The sequence below is a fragment of the Hoeflea sp. 108 genome, assembly GCF_000372965.1.
In the GTDB taxonomy this organism is placed as follows: domain Bacteria; phylum Pseudomonadota; class Alphaproteobacteria; order Rhizobiales; family Rhizobiaceae; genus Aminobacter.
The window spans coordinates 82784-101792 of sequence record NZ_KB890027.1; the positions used below are offsets into that span (position 1 = coordinate 82784).

The window sequence follows — 19009 nt, forward strand, 5'->3', positions numbered from 1 at the left end:
AAGGTAAGCTGCGCCGCGGCAGGAGCCGCGCCCTTGCCCCCTTTGCTCTTCGCGCCGGTCGCTAAGGTGTTCCGCGAAGTGTGCGGAGAAGATAAACTGAATGAAAGGTCGGCCGAAAGGCCGCTGGGAGAAAAGAATGGAAAAAGCGGATATCGAAGAGCTGCGAGGCAGGGTGGGTTGTGCGGCCGTGCTGGAGACCGGAGGGTTCGCGATCGACTTGAAGGAAAGCACGCGCAAGGCGGTGAAGTATCGCCGTGGCGATGACATCATCATCGTTATCCACGATGGCAAGGGCTGGTTTGATCCGCTCTCCGACGCCAAGGGTGATGTCTATTCGCTCGTTCAGCATCTGGACGGCGGCGATTTTCTGGAAGCGTTTGTGCAAGTCGCGTCCCTGGTCGGCTTCGAGCCCCGCGAGCCAGAATGGAAACGACAGTCGCGCGAGGCGGAACCTGACCAATCCATACCGGATCGTTGGGGTGCCCGGCGCAAGCCCTGGCGCGGGTCGGCAACCTGGCGATATCTGCGCGACGACCGGCACATTCCCGAACAGGTCCTCCGGGCAGCCATCGCCCAGGACCTTCTGCGGGAAGGGCCGCGTGGGAGCATGTGGGCCGCTCATCAGGGTGCCGATGGCGTGGTCACCGGTTGGGAGGAACGTGGTCCCGAATGGCGCGGCTTTGCAACCGGCGGCAGCAAGGTCTTGTTCCGCTTCGGGTTCAAGGGCGCCGCTCGCATCTGCGTAACCGAAGCCGCCATCGATGCCATGAGCCTTGGCGCGATCGAGAAGGCCCGGCGCGATACGCTTTATGTCAGCACTGGCGGCGGCTGGTCGCCGGCCACCGACGGCGCCATTCGCATGTTGGGGGAACGGCCCGATGTCCGCTTCGTCGCCGCGACCGATGCGAACACGCAGGGCGAAGCGTTCGTGGCGCGGTTGCGTGAGCTTGCCGGTGAACTCTCCTGCGACTTCGAACGTCTGAAGCCGCGTGCGGAGGACTGGAATGCGATGCTGAAGGAGGGGGCAATCGCCTGATCGGGCAGACCGGCACCTCCAGCGCTCATGATGCGCGATCGAGGATCGCTGGCCCGACCTTCGCCGTCGTCATCTCGATCCGCAATGGCGCGCCAAGTCTTGACGCGGCCTCCAGCTTCGCAGCTTCCACATCGGCCGACTTAGCTCTGGCGTGTAGATCTCCAAGATGATCTCGCCGGTAGCGACGAGGATTGGGGCGAAGACGAGTGCGCGGCTCATCGGCGGATCAGCCCGGGCATGCGGCCGAATTGGGGAGGAAGAAGAAGGAAATAAAACGAATGAAACCCGGCTGCCGCATACCCGCCAGCCGCGTCAAGTGTGAAGCTTCGCCCGGCTCCGCCGGCACTTGACCCGGCCGGACGGAGAGGCGGCCGCTGGGGAGGGGTCAGGAAGGGCTGAAGATGATGGTGATCCCCGAGGATGCGTCGCGCTCCAGTCCGACGAGGCTGAAGGAGCCCGCCAATGAACCCCTCTTCTCCTATCCGCAAAGTCTACCAGGGTATTGCCGACCGCCGGCAGATGTTCCGCATGTTCGATCGCCACACGCAGCGCCCCAATCGTTTCGAGGATGCCGATGCCGGCCTCTATCGCGGGGAGTGGTTCGAGCTTACCGAGATCGAGCATGATTACATGTTCAACATCCTGCCGCCGCTCTTCATGAACGGCGAGATGTTCGCCATGCGGGAATTCCTGACGGGCTGCATCACCAGCGTCTTCTTCACCCTGAAGATCGACGACCGGATGCGGTTCTTCCACGCCTATTGCGACCTTGCCGACAAGGGTTCGCCCGCACACATGCGCGCCGCCATTGTCGAGCGGGAAAGCCGTCCAGTCCGTGCAATGACCCGCGAAGAGCGGATCGAGCATATCTGGAGTTCAAGCCACGACGAATACCGCGGCTATGCCGATTGGCGCTTTCCGCAGGCGCAGCGCGGGCGGCGAACGGTCCTGTTCTTCGGTCGCGACCGAAGCCGCGAGGTCAAGCTGCTCGACGACCTCACGGATGCGGAGATCGCAGCCAAGCTGCCGGTGCATCTGCGCTACCTCCCCGACGCAATCGCGGCATGAGGGGAGGAGGCGATGTTCACCTTTTCCGTGACGGATGTCCGCGTCGTGATGATGCGCGGGCGGCTCGACGCCTACGTCAACGGCGGCTTCCGCAATCCTCATTATGGGCTTTATCCCGGCCGTGATGAAAAGCCCGGTGTCTGGCTGGTCGGCGACGAGGGCGTCTACATCCTCTCCAACGGCAAGCTCGCGGAAGGGCAGCGTCCGTTCGTCGTCTATGCCGAAGAGTGCAACCCGAAGACCAACCCCGATTACTGGCACTACAAGCGTCAGCATTTCGGCGGGGATGACGGAATCGAGTTTCTCGATGGCTTCATGCTCGTGAAGCTGATCGCGGCCAGGCCCGGCTGCACGCATCTGAAGATCGTCTTGCAGCCGAACTCGATGCAGCTCCTCGCAGTCCAGCAGGACTAGCATTTCCGCGATGGGCGCCGTCTGGCGGCCGCTCGCACCCCAATCCCGAACATCCGCACATGTCGAGCCTGCTGGAGGACACCAGCGGAGCGGCGAAGTGCGCCTTCAGCTAGGAGAAACAACATGTCGCACGACGACCCTTTCACCATCGATCTTTTCGGCAATACAGCCCTTTCGTCCGGTCTCGGTCTTGGCGTGATGGCCTTTGCCGGCAACTTTGAACCCGACGACGATCCCGACCCATCGTCCCCGGCGCCGGCGATGCCGATCGCAGCTGCCGCCCGCGCACCCTCCAAGCCCGTCCGGGAACGTGGTTCGAACTTCTATCTCACCGACGACCGAGGTCTCGCGCAGGGCTGGAAGGAGCGCGCCCGCGACAACGTTGCTGCGATCCGGCTCGCGGCGAAAATCGACGCGGATGAGCGCCCGGCGACCGCTGAAGAACAAGCGCAACTGATCCGTTTCACAGGTTTCGGTGCGTCCGATCTAGCCAATGGCGTCTTTCGCCGGCCTGGCGAGATCGATTTCCGCAAGGGCTGGGATGAAATTAGCATCGATCTGGAGGATGCCGTCGGCGAGAGCGATTATGCTTCCCTCGCACGCTGCACCCAGTACGCCCATTTTACGCCGGAGTTCATCGTCCGGGCGATCTGGTCGGGTCTCAAGCGCATGGGATGGCGCGGCGGGCGTGTACTGGAGCCAGGCATTGGCACGGGGCTGTTTGCAGCGCTCATGCCGGAAGGCCTGCGCGACGTCTCCCATGTCACCGGCATCGAGCTCGATCCGGTCACGGCGCGCATCGCCCGGCTGTTGCAGCCGCAGGCGCGCATCGTCACCGCCGATTTCGCCCGCACGGAATTGCCATCGAGCTTCGATCTCGCCATCGGAAATCCGCCCTTTTCCGACCGAACGGTCCGTTCCGACCGGGCCTATCGATCGCTGTCCTTGCGCCTGCACGACTACTTCATCGCGCGGTCGATCGACCTGTTGAAGCCGGGCGGCTTCGCGGCCTTCGTCACCAGCTCGGGCACGATGGACAAGGCCGACCGCAGCGCGCGTAAGCATATCGCGAAGTCGTCGGACCTGATCGCTGCGGTCCGGCTGCCCGAGGGAAGTTTCCGCGCGGACGCCGGGACGGATGTCGTTGTCGACATCCTGTTTTTCCGCAAGCGCAAGTCGGGCGAGCCGGAAGGCGACCAGTCCTGGCTTGACACCGAGGAGGTCCGGCCGGCCACAGCCGATGAGGGCGCGATCCGTGTCAACCGCTGGTTGGCGCGCCACCCGGATTTTGTGCTCGGCACGCATGCGCTGACCTCTGGTCCCTTCGGCGAGACCTACACATGCGTGCCCCGCGACGGCGAGAATCTTCATGCGGCCTTGTCGGTCGCCGTCAATCTCCTTCCGGAAGACCGCTATGACGGCGAACCCTCGGAAATCGATCCTGATCTGGATGGAGCGGGCAATCAGACCGGCGTCGATCTGCCCAATGGCCGGCATGTGCGTGAAGGGAGCTTCTTCTTCGACAACGCACGCGGCCTGATGCAAATCATCGACGGCGAGCCGGTTGCGATCAAGGCGCGCAAGGGCCGGGGCGGCGACGGCATTCCCGAAAAGCACGTCCGCATCATCCGCAAGCTTATCCCGGTCCGCGATGCGGTGCGCGAGGTGCTGAAAGCCCAGGAACTGGACCAGCCCTGTCAAGGTATTCAGTTCAGGCTGCGCATTGCCTGGTCGAGTTTCGTTCGTGACTTCGGACCGATCAACCACACCACCGTCTCGATCAGCGAGGACGTGGAGACCGGCGAGACGCGCGAAAGCCATCGGCGTCCCAATCTCCAGCCCTTCCTCGACGACCCCGATTGCTGGCTGGTCGCCTCGATCGAGGACTACGATCTCGAAAACGACACGGCCAGACCCGGACCGATTTTCACGGAGCGCGTTATCTCTCCGCCGGCGCCGCCGGTGATTTCCAGCGCGGCCGACGCGCTCGCCGTCGTTCTCAATGAACGGGGCCGGGTCGATGTCGATCATATCGCCGAGCTGCTGCACTGTGATCCGCAGGACGTTGTCTCCGAGCTTGGCAGCGCGATCTTCCAGGACCCCGCCGACGGCTCGTGGCAGATGGCTGATGCCTATCTGTCAGGCCATGTCCGCGACAAGCTGAAGGTCGCGGAAGCCGCTGCCCTTCTCGATCCAGTCTACGAGCGCAACGTCACGGCCCTGCAGGGCGTGCAGCCGGTCGATCTTCGCCCGTCCGACATCACCGCGCGTCTCGGCGCGCCGTGGATCCCCGCCCTCGATGTAGTGGCCTTCGTCAAGGAGACAATGAACGTCGACATCAAGATCCATCATATGCCGGAACTGGCTTCCTGGACTGTCGATGCGCGCCAGCTTGGTTATCTCGCCGTCGGCACATCGGAATGGGGGACCGGCCGCCGGCATGCAGGTGAGCTGCTGACTGATGCGCTTAACAGTCGCGTGCCGCAGATCTTCGACACGATCAAGGACGGCGACAGCGAACGGCGCGTGCTCAACGTCGTTGATACCGAGGCAGCCAAGGAGAAGCTCCACAAGATCAAGGAGGCCTTCCAGCGCTGGATCTGGTCCGATCCCGACCGCACCGACCGGTTGGCCCGTGTTTACAATGACCGCTTCAACAACATCGCGCCACGAGCGTTCGACGGTTCCCATCTGAAGCTTCCAGGCGCCTCGGGCGCCTTTTCTCTTTATGGGCATCAGATGTGTGGAATCTGGCGCATCGTGTCGGCCGGTTCGACCTATCTCGCCCACGCCGTCGGTGCCGGTAAGACGATGACGATGGCGGCCGCCATCATGGAGCAGCGCCGTCTCGGCCTGATCGCCAAGGCTATGCTCACCGTGCCCGGCCACTGCCTGGCGCAGGTGGCGCGCGAGTTCCTGGCGCTCTATCCGACCGCGAGGATCCTGGTCGCCGACGACACCAACTTCACCAAGGACAAGCGTGCGCGCTTCTTGTCGCGGGCGGCAACCGCGACCTGGGACGCGATCATCATCACGCATTCCGCCTTCAAGTTCATCGGCGTCCCGTCTGCCTTCGAACAGCAGATGATCCATGACGAGCTGGAGCTCTACGAAACGCTCCTGACCAAGGTCGAAGGTGATGACCGTGTCTCGCGCAAACGCCTCGAGCGCCTGAAGGAGGGCCTGCAGGAGCGGCTCGAAGCACTCTCCACCCGCAAGGACGATCTTCTCACCATTGCCGAGATCGGCGTGGACCAGATCATCGTCGATGAGGCGCAGGAATTCCGCAAGCTCTCCTTCGCCACCAATATGTCGACGCTCAAGGGGGTCGATCCGAACGGCTCGCAGCGCGCATGGGACCTTTATGTGAAGTCCCGCTTCATCGAAACCAGGAACCCGGGTCGGGCGCTCGTCCTTGCCTCCGGAACCGCGATTACCAACACCCTTGGAGAGATGTTCTCTGTCCAGCGGCTGATGGATCACGCTGCGCTGATGGAACGCGGACTGCACGAGTTCGATGCCTGGGCGAGCACCTTTGGCGATACGACCACGGAATTGGAGCTTCAGCCATCCGGCAAATACAAGCCGGTTTCGCGCTTTGCCAGCTTCGTCAACGTCCCCGAGCTGATCGCCATGTTCCGCTCTTTCGCTGACGTGGTGATGCCGGAGGATCTGCGCCAATTCGTGAAGGTGCCGGCGATCTCCACGGGCAAGCGCCAGATCATCACATCTAAGCCGACGCAGGCCTTCAAACACTACCAGATGGTCCTGGCCGCGCGTATCGCGGAAATCGAGAAGCGTGACCGGCCTCCTGAACCCGGCGATGACATCCTGCTCTCGGTGATCACTGATGGTCGCCATGCTGCGATCGACCTGCGTCTGGTCGACGCCGACAATGACAATGAGGCGGACAACAAGCTCAATGCCCTCATCTCGAACGCATTCGATATTTGGAGGGCGACGGCCGGCAACGCCTATGTTCGCCATGACGGCAAGCCTTTCGAACTGCCGGGCGCCGCGCAGATGATCTTCAGCGATCTCGGCACGATCAGCGTCGAGAAGAGCAGGGGTTTTTCCGCCTATCGCTGGATCCGTGACGAACTCATCCGCATGGGCGTGCCAGCCGGCGAGATTGCTTTCATGCAGGACTATAAAAAGTCGGAGGCCAAGCAGCGTCTGTTCGGCGACGTGCGCGCCGGCAAGGTCCGCTTCCTGATCGGCAGTTCCGAGACGATGGGCACCGGCGTCAATGCGCAACTGAGGCTCAAGGCGCTCCACCATCTCGACGTGCCCTGGCTCCCGTCGCAGATCGAGCAACGCGAGGGTCGCATCGTCCGTCAGGGCAACCAGCACGACGAGGTCGATATCTTCGCTTACGCTACCGAAGGTTCGCTCGACGCCACCATGTGGCAGAACAACGAGCGCAAGGCCCGCTTCATCGCCGCGGCGCTCTCCGGTGATACCTCCGTGCGGCGTCTCGAAGATCTCGGTGAGGGCCAGGCCAACCAGTTCGCCATAGCCAAGGCCATCGCGTCCGGCGATCAGCGCTTGATGCAGAAGGCTGGGCTTGAAGCCGACATCGCCCGGCTGGAGCGGCTGCGCGCCGCTCATATCGACGATCAGCACTCCGTTCGCCGGCAGCTTCGCGACGCCGAGCGCGATATCGAGCTCTGCACGCGGCGGATTACTGAAATCGGCCAGGATATCGAGATTTTGGTTCCGACCGCCGGGGAGGCATTCACCATGACGGTGGTCGGCAAAGTCTACACCGAACGCAAGGAGGCAGGTCGCGCACTCATGAAGGAGATCCTGACCCTGGTGCAGCTTCAGCATGAAGGCGAGAGCATCATCGGCTCTGTCGGCGGTTTCGATCTCGAATATGACGGCCAGCGCTTCGGCAAGGACGGCTATCGTTATACCACCATGCTGATGCGCACCGGCGCCGATACCGAAATCGAACTTGCCATGACGGTCACGCCGCTCGGAGCGATTTCGCGACTCGAACACTCGCTCGACGATTTCGAGGGCGAACGCGAGCGGTATCGCCAGCGTCTCGCTGATGCCCGCCGCAGGCTCGCATCGTACCAGTCGAGGGACAATGGTGCCGAGTTTGCCTTCGCCGGCGAACTGGCCGACAAGCGGCGGCAGCTTGGCAAGATAGAGGCGGCCCTGTCGGCGGATGTGGAAACATCTGCTGAACCTTTGCAGGATGCCGCATAGTCGATTCACTCCCCTCAGTCCCTCCGTGAAATGGCCGAGTGGCAGATATCCGGCTCTCGCATGTCGCAGCGGGGATGTTCTTTGAGAGGAGGAGGAGGGAAAAAGAAAAAGGAGGATGAGGAATCCGCTCGCAGATCGGTCGGACCGCTGACGCTTGCGCTCAACCGCGCCGGCTCGCGATCCCGGCCGCGTCGGCCTTCGCAAGGCTGTTAGCCCCGCTTGTCCTGCCGGGCAGGGATGCTCGGCCGCAGTTGCACCGGTCCGTCCGCTCCGCGGGCCAGGGGGTGTCTTCGGGAAGAAGACGAAGAAGGACGCAGCGATTGGCTGTGTCCGGCAACCCCGTGAGGAGCATTTCCATGGAACTGAAGTTTGTCGATCCGCGCGCGCTGAAGGGAAACCCCGACAAGGCGCGTCGTTCCAAGTCCAGTCCGCAGGCTGACGCATTGCTGCTGGCGACGATCCGCGCCGTCGGTATCGTGCAGCCGCCTGTCGTTGCACCGGAATCCGATGGTGGCAACGGCTTCGTCATCGATGCCGGCCATCGCCGCGTCAAGCAGGCCATCGCCGCAGGCCTTGAAGAGATCGCCGTGCTGGTGATCGAGCGTGCCGAGGATGGCGGCGCAATGCGCTCGCTCGCAGAAACGCTGGCGCATGAGCAGCTCAATCCCGTCGATCAGTGGCGGGCGATCGAGCGCCTGGTCGCGCTCGGCTGGACCGAGGAAGCGATCGCTGTCGCCTTGGCCTTGCCGGTTCGCCAGATCCGCAAGCTGCGTCTGCTCGCCAATGTCCTACCGGCGATGCTCGACCAGATGGCCAAAGGCGACATGCCCAATGAGAGCCAGCTGCGCACCATCGCGTCGGCCTCGCTCGACGACCAGAAGGAGGTCTGGAAGAAGCATAAGCCCTCGAAGGCCGACCCGCAGGTCTCCTGGTGGAGTGTCGCGCAAGGCCTACAGAAGACCCGCATGTATGCCCGCGATGCGAGCTTCGGCGAGGATCTCGCCCAGGCCTACGGCATTGCCTGGGTCGAGGACCTGTTTGCACCGGCCGATCAGGACAGCCGCTACACGACCGACGTCGAGGCATTCCTGGGCGCGCAGCAGGAGTGGATGACGCAGAACCTGCCCAAGAAGGGGGTCATCACCGAGACCAACAACTGGGGCCAGCCGGAACTGCCGAAGAAGGCGGAGCGCGTCTATGGCAAGCCGGGCAAGTCCGACCATACGGCCCTGTACCTAGACCGCGAGGGGAAGGTTCAGACGGTGCACTTCCGCATGGCGGAGGCGAAGAAGCCGAAGAAGGGCGAACAGCCGGCGGGCGAGGGTGACGATACTGCGATCGTCGTGAAGACCCGCCCCGATGTCACCCGCAAGGGCATCGAAATGATCGGTGATCTGCGCACCGATGCTCTGCATGAAGCGCTGTCGCGGGCTCCGATCGAGGACGACACGTTGATGGCGTTGTTGGTCCTGGCGTTCGCGGGACAGAACGTGACGGTGGCGTCCGGCACGCGCGACATCTCCTACTACGGGGCGGCCGGCCTTGGCGAACATGCCGCGCGCCTGTTCGACGAGGAGGGCAAGCTCGACTTCGACATGGAAACGCTTCGGGTTGCCGTGCGCTCGCTGCTGATCGACGTCTTGTCGTGCAGGGAAAACCGTTCGGACAGTGGCATCGTTTCCCGCGTTGCTGGCGATGTGATCGGCGCCGACGGCTTCCTGCCGAACATGGGCACGGAGGAGTTCCTCTCCTGCCTGTCGCGACCGGCGCTGGAGGCGTCGTGCGCCGACACGTCGGTTCTTCCCCGGCAGAAGATCAAGGACACCCGCGCGGCCCTGGTCGAGCACTTCAAGGAAGGTCGCTTCGTCCATCCGTCGGCGCTGTTCGGTCCCGACCAGACCAAGCTCGCGTCGTGGCTGAAGAAAAACGAGCGCGTCGAGCAGCCTGAAGATGACGGCACGCCGGAAGGCGAGGACGAGCTCGACGGCGATGCGGTCGTCGAGCCGGCGCATGACTATGTCGATGAAGATCAGGCTGCGGCCGACCAGGACCTCACCGACGAGCAGCGCGAGGCCTACAAGGTGGCCGCCGAGTAAGCGTCACACCCTCTCTTCCGAACGACCATCCCGCCGCCGGTGCATCACCGGCGGCGGTTCTGTTTTCCACTCAACACCACGGAGAAACCATGTCCGCTCAGTTGATCTACGACCTCGTGCCCCTGGGCTCGACCCTGACATATTCCGACCGCTCCCCGCGCCCGCCGGAACGCCACCGCAAGAAGCTTGCCGCCTGGGAGACCCGCAACTCGGGCGGTCGCCTGATCCGCAAACAGGCCGGAGTACGTGTCGGCAACATTACGATCCCTGCCTCCATCACCCTCCACGAGGGGGACTATGGCAGCCAGGGGACGATTGTCCTGCGCGTCCACCGGACGTTTTCGGTGAACAGCGACCTCAAGTTCGCGGTCAAGGAACGGCCCGCGATCGGCTCGGTTCTCGTCCTCGATCGGGCCGGCGACGATGCCGAGCTTGTCCATCTTGCCGCCGATCGCACCGCCGCCGCGGAATGGCTGACCCGCCACGGTTATCCAAATGCCGTGCTGCAGGAAATCACGGCCGATACGGAAGCGGCGGACAGTGTCGAGGGGAGGGCAGCGGCATGAGCGCACCTGCTTTCGAAACCGATGTCATCGAAGCCCCCGGTTTTCCGTGGGTTTCTTTTGGCAAAAGTGCAGATGGCCTGCCCGTTGCACTCGTCGACGAGCACGCCTTCGCCATGGCCCCCGCCCGAGACGGGCGCCATTTCCTTGTAATCGGGTGGCGTATCCGGCGGCCCATGGCCGACTGGACGCGGAGCGACTTCTACGGTCATGGCGGCGACCTTGCCGATGAGAACGCCTTCCGGACAAAGGTTCTGGAAAACGCCGAACACCAGCGCGAGAAGATCGCCCTCGGCCGACGCGAGGAGCGATCCACGGCGAGTACACCATGGGGTCCGTCACAGGGGGCGACCGTGTATGCTGACGGCATTGTCTTCCACTCGACGGCTGGCCATGGCGGCTTCCTTCTTTCGCCCGACCGCAACCGCAAGGTTCATCCGTCGATCCGCGTCGCCGGCGGGGCCTATGAGGAGGATGAGGCCTGGGCGATCGTCGCCTTCAGCTTTCCGCATTTGTTCACCGCTTTCGAGCGCCGGGCTGCGGAAAAGACGATGAAGGACAGCTTCCCGGATGCGTGGGAGGCGATCACCGGCAATGTGCTTGGTGCGGGTGAATCCTGGACGAAGGACGAACGTGCATTCTTCGCGCAGCACCGCGACGACTGGATCGTCATCTGGGCGATCATCTGCGACCACCAACCCGGCTTCACCGAAGTAATCGCCACCCCCGGCGGTAAACGCGGGCCGGGTAGCGAGGAACGCCGGTTCCTCGTTCCTTCGGTTGAATATCGTGTCGGCCGCTTCGGCTTCATCATCGATCCGGAGCGACACGCCGTCTATGGCGGGCCTTCGAGCTTTGTCGGCTGGCAGGGGAGACCAGCGTAATGGTCGCGCGAGGTCGCCGAGCGCGGCTCTTTCGCATGGAGGAAGCTCGCCGGCAAATCCAGCGTCAGCTGGACATGATCGACCGGCAGATCACGCGGCGCATGGCAGCGCTGATCCCGCAACTGCATCCGCGCCAGACCACGTATCGGCGCGGGAAGTCACCAGACCCTGGCGCATTCCTCGAACGGTATCGTGCCAATCTGGCTGCGATCACGGCGGAACGTCAGCCGGAAATCGACGCCTTGACCCGTAAACTGGCACGCCAGGAAAGCACTATCACGGCATTGCGGGCGCAGCTCGACCCGGAAGAACTGTGTGCGTGACGCGGATGTCGTTCTCGCCGCGGTACGACATTCATTCGTGGCGATGATGCTGGTTACAACCATGGTGACCAGATCGCTCCCGGCAAATCGTGGATGACCTTCGGCAGCGCGGCTGGCCATGAAACACCATGGCGGTGCGGGTCGACCGGGCGCTTACCGGTCTGCATGCCGGTGTCACAGACCATCCCTCGCCGCTCTTCCCGGCGGGTTTGTTGCGGTCTGAACCAGCGGCTGGCCCCTTCAAGGCCGCTATCGCGCCGCGGAGCGGCCGGAACCCCGCCGATCTCGGCAAGGCCGGCCCGCGTCCCGCGCAGGGACCAGTGAAGAACTGGCCCCGGCTTGTCCGCAAGCCGGCCTCGCTCGCCTGGCAGGGTCCGGACCCTGAAGCGTCCAGCTTCCGCTGGTTCCTTTCGACCGCACCCGCAGGAAAGACCGGCCGAGGGCCGGATCACCTGAAGGGCATCGCTAGAAAGGTAAGCTCAATGTCCAGTTCAACCCGCTCCCCCAAGTCCAAGGCCCGCATCGTCCCGCTCCGCAAGGGCACGACCCTCGAAATGGTCCGGCTTTGCTGCCCTGACGGCAACCAGGCCGCGCTCATCTCCGAAAGTTTCGGCCTTCCGGTCCTCGACAGCGACGGCATCCGCGACTTCCACCAGCGCAGCCTGATCGAAGGCGCCGATACCCTCTCCGAGGGGCTTTCCGACAAGGCGATGCAGATTCACCTGCAGCGGATCGTCGGCTCCTATGTCGGCTCCGCCTACGGGGCAGGTCAGTTCTACTCCAAGGCCGTCACCGAGGCGAAAGACGCCACGGCCAAGCTCGCCAACGACATCCGCGACGAGGATCTGGACGGACCGGTCGGTTTCGACAGCAACGCCCAGCGCAAGCGCGAATTCGCGGCCGACATGGGGCTTCAGTCCCACGCCCTGCGCATGGCCGCCGAGGGTGCCGTCGCCGCTTACGAGCATATCGTCGGCGAGACCTGGAAGCCCTACGAGCGTCAGGTCGAAAATCCCGGCCAGACCGTCAGCCGGCAGGCGGCCGACCTCCAGATGGCGGCGCTCGGCTAGCCAATCCCGGGCGGAGCTTCGGCTCCGCCCTCATCTTCCCATCGAGGCTGGTGTCCTTGCGGACACCGGCCTTTTCGCATGTGCGTCGCCAAGGAAACCCGACAAATGAAAACGATCCTGCAGGCCGCGCCAGTCGCGGCCGTCACGAATGTTGGTCCTGCTTCGGTCCTCGGCCCGCGAAACGGCTGCGCCGTCCTTCACTGACGTTGCGGCCCGCAACCGACATCTATCCTTTTTCCGATTGCTCTCGAGCGGGTTCGCGAACCTGCGGTCCTGCGCCTGCGGACCTCGTGACGGCCGCGACTGGCGCGGCCTTGAATGGAGGTTTTGGAAAATGAGCAGGAAAGATTGCAAACCCCGGGTCGATATCTATGCGAAGATCACCGACCGCATCGTCGCGGATCTGGAAAAGGGTGTGCGCCCGTGGGTCAAGCCCTGGAGTGCGGCCAATACGACAGGTCGCATCACGCGGCCGCTGCGCCACAATGGGCTGCCGTATCAGGGCATCAATACGATGCTTCTCTGGTCGGAAGCAGTGGCGAGAGGCTTTGTCTCGCCCACCTGGATGACGTTCAAGCAGAGCGTTGAACTCGGCGGTCATGTCCGCAAGGGCGAGACCGGCTCGATGGTCGTCTACGCCAGCCGCTTCACCCGCACAGAAACTGATGTGAAAGGCGAGGAAGTCGAACGCGGCATTCCCTTCCTCAAGGCCTATACCGTGTTCTGCGCCGATCAGATCGATGACCTGCCGGCGCAGTATTACGGCAATCCCGCGCCGGTGGCCGATCCGGTCGAGCGCATCGAGCATGCCGATGCCTTCTTCACCAATACCGGCGCTATCATCCGCCACGGCGGAGACAAGGCATTCTTCAATCCGGCGCTCGACATCGTGCAGATGCCGCCCTTCGAGAGCTTTCGCGATGCCCCGAGTTACTATGCGACGTTAGGGCATGAGCTGACCCATTGGGTTGGATCGGAAAAGCGGCTTGATCGCAATCTCTCCCGCTACCACAAGCATCGCTCCTTCAGGGCGCACGAAGAATTGGTCGCGGATCTGGGCGGTTGTTTCCTGGCGGCCGATCTCGGCATCGTCCCTGAACTGGAACCGAGGCCCGATCACGCGAGCTATCTGGCCAGCTGGCTTGAAATTCTCAAGAACGAGAAGCGCTTCATTTTCGCCGCGGCGGCGCATGCCCAGCGCGCCGTCAACTATCTGCACGATCTCCAGCCGGGTGCGACGCAGGTCGCGGAGGCGGCGTGATGCTGCATTCTCCGAACATCATGGGGGAGGGCGCTGAGCCTTCCCCGCTCCGCTTGCGCGCGCTATCGCTTGGCGCTGGCGTGCAATCCACCACACTCGCTCTGATGGCGGCCCATGGCGAGATCGGCCCCATGCCCGACTGCGCTATTTTCGCTGATACCGGCTGGGAGCCTCAGGCCGTCTACGATCATCTCGCATGGCTGATGTCGCCGAACGTCTTGCCGTTCCCGGTCCATATTGTCTCGGACGGCAATATTCGCGAGCAGCTGATCGCGGCCGGGCAGGGCAACCGCTGGGCCTCGATCCCCGCCTTCGCCAGGACCGTCACGCCGGCAGGCGCGGTGGTCCCGGTTTTTGACGAGGACGACGAGGGCGAGCTCATCGAAGTCGCCACGCGCCAGACGACGACGGAGACCGTCTCGATCGGCATGATCCGTCGCCAGTGCACTACGGACTATAAGATTGTTCCAATCCGTCGGAAGGTGCGTGAGCTGGCGGGCCTGACGCGCAAGCGCTCTCCCTCGTTTCCGGTCGTCGAATGCTGGATAGGCATCTCGACGGACGAGATTGTTCGGGCAAAGCCGAGTTTCGAGGCGTGGCAGGTCAAGCGCTTCCCGCTGATCGAAAAGCGCTTGAGCAGGCGGGATTGCCTCGCCTGGCTGCGTCGGCACGACTATCCCGATCCTCCGAAAAGCGCGTGCATCGGCTGCCCGTTTCACAGCAACGCCGTATGGCGATCGATGCGCGAACAGGATGCCGTTGCATGGCAGGACGCCGTCGAGGTCGACCGGGCGCTGCGGACAGGACTCAGGGGCATTCGCGGCGAGGTATACCTGCATCGATCCTGCGTGCCGCTCGAGGACGTCGATCTATCGACCGCCGCTGACCGCGGGCAGCTCGATCTCTGGCCGAATGAGTGCGAGGGCATGTGCGGTGTATGAGGCCGGCTTTGCCCCCGTAACGTTCGGGCCCATCACACGCGAGGAGCTTAACGCCCATCTCGTTCTATAGGGTCACAGGATGGGCGAGATCCACCGCCCGACGCGCGGCTGGTCCTACGGCCTGCGCCACGAGGGCCGGCTGCTTGCCGTCGTCGCGACCGACACGCTCATACGTGAGCGTGTCGCCGGCTTGACGCGGCACGATGCAGTCGAGCTTTCGCGCCTGTGCGCAGCAAAACCGGATCTCTGCCGCGTGGCGCTGCGCCTCTGGCGATCCTTCGCCTTCCCGGCAATTGCTGTCGCACGCGGCTGCCGCTGGGCGGTCAGCTATCAGGATGCCGCCCTCCACAGCGGCAATCTCTTTCGGTTCGACGGGTGGGTTACACTCGGTCGATCGCGGAGCGGGACCGACTCCCGGTCCGGACGCCGGGGCCGAAGAAAGGTCATCTGGGGCTGGTGCGACGATCCGCAAATCAGGCGGAGCCGGGCCGTCGGTCTGGCGACGACGCCGACGGAGCGAAAGAGCGGACCGATTACCTTCAACGCCGAGGATGGCGTCGCGGCTGTTCCCTTCCAGATCGGCGATCTTGTCAATGTAGACGAGAATATCTACATTACTGGCAAGAACTATCTACATGGAGGCCCCATGCCAATCAATGTCAATAACCCGGAGGCTGATGCGCTGACGCGCAGGTTCGCCCATATGGCCGGCGTCAGCATCACCGATGCGATCGTCATCGCGATGAAGGAGGCGATCGAGCGCCGGCGTGATGCCGAGAGCCCGCTTCAGACGGCTGCACGGCTTCGTGAAAAGCATGGCGTGTCGCTGCGCAAGGCGGCGAAGAAGCCGCTCCCGCGCGAAGCTTTCGACAAGATGTGGGAATCGGAGTGATGTTCGTCGACGCGTGCGCGATCATCGCCGTGCTGTCCGATGAACCGGAAGCGGGCCGCGTCTCCGATGCCATCGCTTCCGGGAAGAATGCCTTCACCTCGCCGGTCGCCGTGCTTGAGGCGGTGCTCGGTCTTGCGCGTCCCGACAAGTTTGGTCTTTCGGTATCGGAGGTGGAGCCGATCGTTGCCGAGTTCCTCGACGAGCGCGGGATCGAGGTCCGGGATCTGCCGCCTGCAGCCGAGACCACCAGGCTGGCACTGTCGGCGGCTCACCGGTATCGCTCCGGCCGCCATGGCCTCAATCTCGGCGATTGCCTGCATTACGCCTGTGCGAAATATTTCGCGGTGCCCATTTTGGCCACGGCCGACGAGTTTCGCCAAACCGACGTTGCCACCGTTCCGTAACGAATGCCACCTCGGTCCCGAGGCCAGGAGGCGGCGCGCCTTAGCCGGCTGTAGTTTGTCGGTCCGCGATCGGGACCCCGCCTGTACGGTCGCCCCTAGCGGTTAGCCATTCAGCTTGAAACGAGAGCCGGATAGGCAGATTGCCGGTCGCTTCTCCCTATCGCGCACCATAGACGCAGCGTCGTTTCAATCCGTGGGTCAGCCTGACGCGTCGTGTCGGGCGCTTCTCTCGGTGATCTCCCAGTGCGTCACCGTGTCGAAGCCGGTGCGAGACAATGTGGCTGCGGTCCCGCCTTTGGATCTGAGGCGCTGCGTGGCCTGACTGCGGCCGCGATGGGCTCTCGACCGAAAAGTCGCGGGCTCTTGGGTATGACGCCGTCGACGGAAATGCCGATCTTCATTCCGGTTTCCACAAGGCCACGCCCATCTGCGTTCTCGATGTGACTGGTCTGACCGAAGGAGGATCCCGCGAGCGGTCTCTCGATCTTGTCCCGGCAACGGCCTTCGCGACTTTCTTCCCCTGACGGCTGCGCCGCCATTCCTCGCGGACCAAGAAAGTCGCTCCCGGCCGCCTTCCACTTCGTTCCAGCCTTTCAGGTGCCAGTCGATCGCCTCCGGTCCACCGACCGTCATCGAGGTCGCGATGGGCGCGGCCCGAGCAACAAAGGAATGAGACACATGGCTACCATCGGCACCTTCGCTTCCACGGGCAACGGCTTCAGCGGCTCGATCAAGACCCTCAACCTCAACGTCAAGGCCAAGCTGGTCCGCATCGACAACCCCTCCGACAAGGGACCGCACTTCCGCATCTTCTCCGGCAATGTCGAACTCGGCGCCGCCTGGCAGAAGGTCTCCGCTGAAGGTCGCGACTACCTCTCGGTCAAGCTGGACGACCCGAGCTTCCCCGCTCCGATCTACGCCACCCTGATCGAGGTGGAAGGCGAGGAAGGCCTGCAGCTGATCTGGTCCCGCCCCAACCGGGACTGATCGCCCCGACAGAGGACCCCGCCGCACAGGCGGGGTTCCTCTCAGCTATGGAGAAGCCGGAACCAGGCATCGAGCCTGGCCCGACTTTTTTGCTGCCATCCGGTTGGGGGGAGGTCTGCACAGATCGTCCGAGGGTGTCACGGCGTTCCGAAGGCCCCAAGGACTTCGTGGTACCCCCAAAATGCTGACGCATTTCGGCTCCCCCACTCGCCGGCTCCGCCGGTCGCGTGCCGCGCTCCTTGACCCCTCCGGCCCACCATGACCGGCGGTGTCGTCTTTCACCAACATCAAGGAGATGAACATGTCGATCGATCAACACATCGAGGAACTGCGCGCCGAGCTGCGGAACGCTGTCTACCGCGACGAGCGCCGCGAAACCGAAGCCGCTTTGGAGCTCGCGCTTGCCGAGCGCGAAGCCATCTGGACCGAGCAGGAGGCGCTGATGAGCGCCGAGCCTCCTTTCTAGGAGGCTTTCGCCCTGATACCTAATCTCATAGGCCGGATCGACCGGCCTATGAGGTTCGCCGAGCCCGGCGATCATGCGGCCGGCCGCCCGTTTGCGGGCCGTAACCACGCGTGCGTTTGCTACGCAGCAATTCCAGGAAGAGCTGCACTGCCTCTTCCTCTTTGTTGAAATGATGTTGCATGACCTGCCCGCGCGCGCCGATGCGCCCCCATCTACGGGTCAGGCAGACGTCTCCGAACAGCGTCACCTCGATCGACATGGCGTAAAACCGGGCCATGTTCTTGGCGGGATCCATCCGCTCGACGTAGAGCTGGTAGGGTTGCGCGATCATAGGGACAGAATCGCGCTTTACCATTTCAAGGTCCAACGACTTCTATGAATCGGTTGCTAGTTGCCGATTCATTCTGGTGATGGATCAGCCCAAGCGTTCTGTCGTGATCTACGCCATGGCTCAGTAAGCTCTTCCTCGATCGACGGCTCGCCTCGTGGCGATGCGCGCGGTACGCCCATATCGGGGTGTATCAAGAAAGTGGGAGAGGTGCCTTTCCGGTTGACGGACGCAAGGCTGCTCGCAGAAAGATGCTGGGCGAGGCCCTACGGGCACGGCTTTGCTCGCTGCGCTCATCGAACCCGCTTCGCGGTTTCGCCCCATGGGGGCGGCGATCCTCTCGCGGTGCGGCGCTGCCGTGAGAACCTGATTGCCGCCGGGACAGCGGGAGCGGAGCAGGGCCGGCTGCGCTCGGCAAGCGCACGCGGCTTTGAGATCCCCTGGACGATGAACCGCCCCCTCCTTTCATAGGGGAATATCAGGCATAGGCCCGTCGGCAATCTCCCAAATCCACGAAGGCATTTCGCTCTCGGAGACAAGCAGTTCGAGGGTCCCGCGATACTCGCCATCCGCGTCATCGGGAACGATGTACATTGCGATGGGTTCGCCCCCGTCACGGCTCAGCACGACGCTCGCCATCGGTTGTGTCGGCGGCAAATTGTAACGCAGCCCCTTCGCGAATATGACACCGCGCTCCGCGAGCGCCTCGAGCAGCATGCCTTCGTATTGGCTTTCGAATGGGATCCACCGTTCGCTGACCAACATCAGCGCGATCGCCTCGATCACGGCAATACCGGAAACCCCGACGCCGAATGTGGCCGCGGCGATGAGATGCGAGTCCGGGCTCGCATCCCAAAGCGCCAGTTCGCGAGCAAAGACCTTATTCATGCGACGGTCGACGTCCTCGGCCAGCATGAACGGATAGCGCGGGGCGTGTTTGATGATCAATCGTGAGCCAGACCGGGCTGGCTGTATCTCCTTCACCTCTCCGATCAGGATCGCGAGCGAACGGCGATTGCCCTGCGACTGGACCGCTCTGCTCAGAAACTCCTGGCG

General features: G+C 63.4%; 17 protein-coding genes. 15 read left to right on the forward strand and 2 right to left on the reverse strand.

Going from position 1 to position 19009, the window contains the following annotated elements:
• Nucleotides 1–136: 136 nt before the first annotated feature.
• The 15 genes from B015_RS0129915 (at nt 137) to B015_RS33715 (ending at nt 17625) form a co-directional block, all read left to right on the forward strand.
• The gene (locus B015_RS0129915) at nt 137–1036 is read left to right on the forward strand and encodes a DUF3991 and toprim domain-containing protein (protein WP_026227912.1); all 900 of its coding nucleotides are present in this window, start codon (nt 137–139) and stop codon (nt 1034–1036) included.
• A gap of 462 nt (nt 1037–1498) precedes the next feature.
• On the forward strand, nt 1499–2104 hold the full coding sequence (locus B015_RS0129920; protein ID WP_026227913.1) for a DUF1419 domain-containing protein: 606 nt from the start codon (nt 1499–1501) through the stop codon (nt 2102–2104).
• A gap of 12 nt (nt 2105–2116) precedes the next feature.
• Nucleotides 2117–2518 (forward strand): DUF3085 domain-containing protein, encoded by a 402-nt coding sequence (locus B015_RS0129925; RefSeq protein ID WP_018431447.1) that lies wholly within the window; start codon nt 2117–2119, stop codon nt 2516–2518.
• Nucleotides 2519–2641: 123 nt separating this feature from the next.
• Nucleotides 2642–7738: an N-6 DNA methylase gene (locus B015_RS0129930; RefSeq protein ID WP_018431448.1), complete on the forward strand. Its 5097-nt coding sequence runs from the start codon at nt 2642–2644 to the stop codon at nt 7736–7738.
• A 356-nt stretch (nt 7739–8094) separates the two neighbouring features.
• Nucleotides 8095–9834, forward strand: coding sequence for a ParB N-terminal domain-containing protein (locus tag B015_RS0129935; protein ID WP_011578765.1), 1740 nt, complete (start codon nt 8095–8097; stop codon nt 9832–9834).
• An 89-nt stretch (nt 9835–9923) separates the two neighbouring features.
• On the forward strand, nt 9924–10400 hold the full coding sequence (locus tag B015_RS0129940; RefSeq protein WP_011578766.1) for a hypothetical protein: 477 nt from the start codon (nt 9924–9926) through the stop codon (nt 10398–10400).
• Entirely contained in the window at nt 10397–11281 is an 885-nt protein-coding gene (locus B015_RS0129945; RefSeq protein ID WP_018431451.1) for a hypothetical protein, read from the forward strand. The genes B015_RS0129940 and B015_RS0129945 overlap by 4 nt, the downstream gene beginning before the upstream one ends.
• Nucleotides 11281–11604: a hypothetical protein gene (locus B015_RS0129950; protein WP_011578768.1), complete on the forward strand. Its 324-nt coding sequence runs from the start codon at nt 11281–11283 to the stop codon at nt 11602–11604. Before B015_RS0129945 ends, B015_RS0129950 begins: the two co-directional genes overlap by 1 nt.
• Before the next feature lie 482 nt (nt 11605–12086).
• The gene (locus B015_RS0129955) at nt 12087–12674 is read left to right on the forward strand and encodes a hypothetical protein (protein ID WP_026227914.1); all 588 of its coding nucleotides are present in this window, start codon (nt 12087–12089) and stop codon (nt 12672–12674) included.
• A gap of 334 nt (nt 12675–13008) precedes the next feature.
• Nucleotides 13009–13935 carry an ArdC family protein gene (locus B015_RS0129960; RefSeq protein ID WP_018431452.1) on the forward strand — a complete coding sequence of 309 codons (927 nt, stop codon included), beginning with the start codon at nt 13009–13011 and terminating at the stop codon, nt 13933–13935.
• Complete coding sequence (locus B015_RS0129965; protein WP_011578771.1) at nt 13935–14876, forward strand: hypothetical protein; 942 nt, start codon at nt 13935–13937, stop codon at nt 14874–14876. The genes B015_RS0129960 and B015_RS0129965 overlap by 1 nt, the downstream gene beginning before the upstream one ends.
• Nucleotides 14877–15522: 646 nt before the next feature.
• Nucleotides 15523–15768 (forward strand): PSK operon transcription factor, encoded by a 246-nt coding sequence (locus B015_RS34210; protein ID WP_026227915.1) that lies wholly within the window; start codon nt 15523–15525, stop codon nt 15766–15768.
• Nucleotides 15768–16172 carry a type II toxin-antitoxin system VapC family toxin gene (locus B015_RS0129975; RefSeq protein ID WP_018431454.1) on the forward strand — a complete coding sequence of 135 codons (405 nt, stop codon included), beginning with the start codon at nt 15768–15770 and terminating at the stop codon, nt 16170–16172. The genes B015_RS34210 and B015_RS0129975 overlap by 1 nt, the downstream gene beginning before the upstream one ends.
• A gap of 678 nt (nt 16173–16850) precedes the next feature.
• Nucleotides 16851–17159 (forward strand): DUF736 domain-containing protein, encoded by a 309-nt coding sequence (locus B015_RS0129980; RefSeq protein WP_018431455.1) that lies wholly within the window; start codon nt 16851–16853, stop codon nt 17157–17159.
• Between the two features lie 301 nt (nt 17160–17460).
• Entirely contained in the window at nt 17461–17625 is a 165-nt protein-coding gene (locus B015_RS33715) for a hypothetical protein (RefSeq protein WP_198292933.1), read from the forward strand.
• Between the two features lie 46 nt (nt 17626–17671).
• Here B015_RS33715 and B015_RS0129990 read toward each other — a convergent pair whose 3' ends face one another.
• The gene (locus tag B015_RS0129990; RefSeq protein ID WP_018431457.1) at nt 17672–17956 is read right to left on the reverse strand and encodes a WGR domain-containing protein; all 285 of its coding nucleotides are present in this window, start codon (nt 17954–17956) and stop codon (nt 17672–17674) included.
• A 462-nt stretch (nt 17957–18418) separates the two neighbouring features.
• The coding region (locus B015_RS32035) for a DUF1173 family protein (protein WP_018431458.1) at nt 18419–19009 on the reverse strand (591 nt) is incomplete at its 5' end.

Bases quoted from the DNA above. Each gene is read 5' to 3' on its own strand.
- B015_RS0129915 (WP_026227912.1), top strand. From the start codon at position 137: ATGGAAAAAGCGGATATCGAAGAGCTGCGAGGCAGGGTGGGTTGTGCG.
- B015_RS0129920 (WP_026227913.1), top strand. From the start codon at position 1,499: ATGAACCCCTCTTCTCCTATCCGCAAAGTCTACCAGGGTATTGCCGAC.
- B015_RS0129925 (WP_018431447.1), top strand. From the start codon at position 2,117: ATGTTCACCTTTTCCGTGACGGATGTCCGCGTCGTGATGATGCGCGGG.
- B015_RS0129930 (WP_018431448.1), top strand. From the start codon at position 2,642: ATGTCGCACGACGACCCTTTCACCATCGATCTTTTCGGCAATACAGCC.
- B015_RS0129935 (WP_011578765.1), top strand. From the start codon at position 8,095: ATGGAACTGAAGTTTGTCGATCCGCGCGCGCTGAAGGGAAACCCCGAC.
- B015_RS0129940 (WP_011578766.1), top strand. From the start codon at position 9,924: ATGTCCGCTCAGTTGATCTACGACCTCGTGCCCCTGGGCTCGACCCTG.
- B015_RS0129945 (WP_018431451.1), top strand. From the start codon at position 10,397: ATGAGCGCACCTGCTTTCGAAACCGATGTCATCGAAGCCCCCGGTTTT.
- B015_RS0129950 (WP_011578768.1), top strand. From the start codon at position 11,281: ATGGTCGCGCGAGGTCGCCGAGCGCGGCTCTTTCGCATGGAGGAAGCT.
- B015_RS0129955 (WP_026227914.1), top strand. From the start codon at position 12,087: ATGTCCAGTTCAACCCGCTCCCCCAAGTCCAAGGCCCGCATCGTCCCG.
- B015_RS0129960 (WP_018431452.1), top strand. From the start codon at position 13,009: ATGAGCAGGAAAGATTGCAAACCCCGGGTCGATATCTATGCGAAGATC.
- B015_RS0129965 (WP_011578771.1), top strand. From the start codon at position 13,935: ATGCTGCATTCTCCGAACATCATGGGGGAGGGCGCTGAGCCTTCCCCG.
- B015_RS34210 (WP_026227915.1), top strand. From the start codon at position 15,523: ATGCCAATCAATGTCAATAACCCGGAGGCTGATGCGCTGACGCGCAGG.
- B015_RS0129975 (WP_018431454.1), top strand. From the start codon at position 15,768: ATGTTCGTCGACGCGTGCGCGATCATCGCCGTGCTGTCCGATGAACCG.
- B015_RS0129980 (WP_018431455.1), top strand. From the start codon at position 16,851: ATGGCTACCATCGGCACCTTCGCTTCCACGGGCAACGGCTTCAGCGGC.
- B015_RS33715 (WP_198292933.1), top strand. From the start codon at position 17,461: ATGTCGATCGATCAACACATCGAGGAACTGCGCGCCGAGCTGCGGAAC.
- B015_RS0129990 (WP_018431457.1), bottom strand. From the start codon at position 17,956: ATGATCGCGCAACCCTACCAGCTCTACGTCGAGCGGATGGATCCCGCC.